Origin of the sequence: Vibrio genomosp. F10 str. 9ZD137 (assembly GCF_049974785.1) — a bacterium.
Classification (GTDB): domain Bacteria; phylum Pseudomonadota; class Gammaproteobacteria; order Enterobacterales; family Vibrionaceae; genus Vibrio.
Genome location: NZ_JBNGCJ010000301.1, coordinates 1 through 2,290, shown reverse-complemented (window position 1 = coordinate 2,290; position 2,290 = coordinate 1). Strand labels below are relative to the sequence as shown.

The 2,290-nt window shown below is 46.4% G+C and carries 1 protein-coding gene and 1 pseudogene; both read left to right on the top strand.

All coding sequences use genetic code 11. From position 1 onward, the window contains the following. Positions 1-430: riboflavin kinase (locus tag ACP45E_RS05540; RefSeq protein WP_277815681.1), on the top strand; the 430-nt coding region annotated here is incomplete at its 5' end. Positions 431-493: 63 nt separating this feature from the next. Beyond that, a pseudogene (gene ileS, locus ACP45E_RS05535) lies at positions 494-2,275 on the top strand (isoleucine--tRNA ligase); the annotation flags it as partial. Between the last annotated feature and the right edge of the window lie 15 nt (positions 2,276-2,290).

The following is a 2,290-nucleotide window of genomic DNA, read 5'->3' as shown; positions in this document are numbered from 1 at the left end:
TAACGCGCTAGCCGACGATGCGTTGGATACGGCCAGTGAAATGTTAGGACGTGAGTACAGCATCAGTGGTCGGGTATCACATGGAAGAAAGCTTGGGCGGACGATAGGCTTCCCAACGGCAAATATTCCACTTAAACGATGTGTATCGCCCGTATCAGGTGTTTATGTGGTACAGGCATTAGGCCTAGGGCAACAAAGAATTGGTGGTGTGGCGAATATAGGGCAAAGGCCTACCGTGAATGGGATTCGTCAACAGCTAGAAGTGCACTTATTTGACTTTGATGGCAATTTGTACGGTCAACAGTTGGAAGTGATACTGTTACACAAACTCAGAAATGAGCACAAGTTTGAGTCGTTTGAAGCGCTTAAACAACAAATAGAATTGGATGCTGAAGCCGCAAGGGTGTGGTTGCTTCAGCTTAAGCGTTGATCGGTTTATTCCACCGATTAACATAATGTCTAACTTCGCCCAATAGAACGGAATTAAGAATCGATGAGTGATTACAAAAATACCCTGAACTTACCAGAAACAGGGTTTCCAATGCGCGGTAATTTAGCAAACCGCGAGCCAGAAATGCTTAAGCGTTGGTATAAAGAAGATCTTTACGGTGAAATTCGTAAAGCCAAGAAAGGCAAAAAGTCGTTCATACTGCATGACGGCCCTCCGTACGCTAACGGTGATATTCATATTGGTCATGCATTAAACAAGATTCTTAAAGACATTATTGTTAAATCAAAAACACTGTCTGGCTTTGATGCGCCTTATATTCCAGGTTGGGACTGTCACGGTCTTCCAATTGAATTAATGGTTGAAAAGAAGAAAGGCAAGCCAGGACAAAAGATTTCTGCGGCCGATTTCCGCGAAGAGTGTCGTAAATACGCGGCTCAGCAAGTAGAAGGTCAAAAAGAGAGCTTCAAACGTCTTGGCATTATGGGTGAGTGGGAAAAACCTTACCGCACGATGGATTTCGGTACAGAAGCAAACATCATCCGTGCGCTTGGGAAAATTGCCGACAATGGTCACCTACTGAAAGGGTTTAAACCTGTTCACTGGTGTACGGATTGTGGCAGTGCACTTGCTGAAGCAGAAGTGGAATACAAAGATAAAGTATCACCATCGATAGATGTGAAATTTGCAGCGGCAGATGAAGCGGCTTTAATTGAAAAGTTCACACTGGCTAACGATCATGTAGGTCAAGGTGAACTCTCAGTTGTTATCTGGACAACAACACCTTGGACACTACCGGCTAACCGCGCAGTGTGTCTGAGAGACGATCTAGAATACGTTCTGATTCAAGTGGAAGCGAAAGGTGAGCAGCAAGAGCAACGTCTCATTGTGGCTTCTGAACTGGCAAAAGACGTCATGGATCGCGCGGGTATCGAGCATTACCACAACCTAGGTTTTGCGACAGGTGCAGAGCTTGAACTCATGCAGTTCAACCACCCGTTCTATGATTTTAGTGTCCCAGCTGTGCTTGGTGATCACGTGACCACTGATGCTGGTACAGGCGTAGTCCACACCGCTCCAGGTCACGGCCAAGAAGATTTCGTGGTCGGTAAACAATACGATCTAGAAGTCGCTAACCCGGTTGGCTCTAACGGAGTTTACTTGCCAGATACAGAACTATTTGCAGGTCAGCATGTCTTTAAAGCGAACGACTCAGTCCTTGAAGTATTGAAAGAAAAAGGCGCGCTTTTACATCATCACGCGTACGAACACAGCTACCCACATTGCTGGAGACACAAAACACCAATCATCTTCCGCGCAACGCCGCAGTGGTTCATCTCAATGGATCAAGCTGGCCTACGAGCAAAAGCACTAGAGTCAATCAAAAGTGTTGAGTGGATGCCTGAGTGGGGTCAAAGCCGCATCGAGGGTATGATTGAAGGTCGCCCAGAATGGTGTGTTTCTCGTCAACGTACTTGGGGTGTGCCAATTGCACTGTTCGTTCATAAAGAAACGGCAGAACTTCACCCTGACAGCCCTGCGCTTATCGAAAAAGTAGCGAAATTGGTAGAAGAGAAAGGCATTCAAGCGTGGTGGGATGTTGATGCCGCTGAACTGATGGGCGATGCTGATGCTGAAAAGTACGAAAAAGTGCTGGATACGCTAGATGTGTGGTTTGATTCTGGTGTTACGCACTACTCTGTGGTTGATGCTCGTGAAGAGTACAACGGCCATAGTGCGGATCTTTACCTTGAAGGTTCGGATCAACACCGTGGCTGGTTCCAATCTTCATTGATCTCATCCATTGCGATGAAAGATGAAGCACCCTAGATCGGAAGAGCG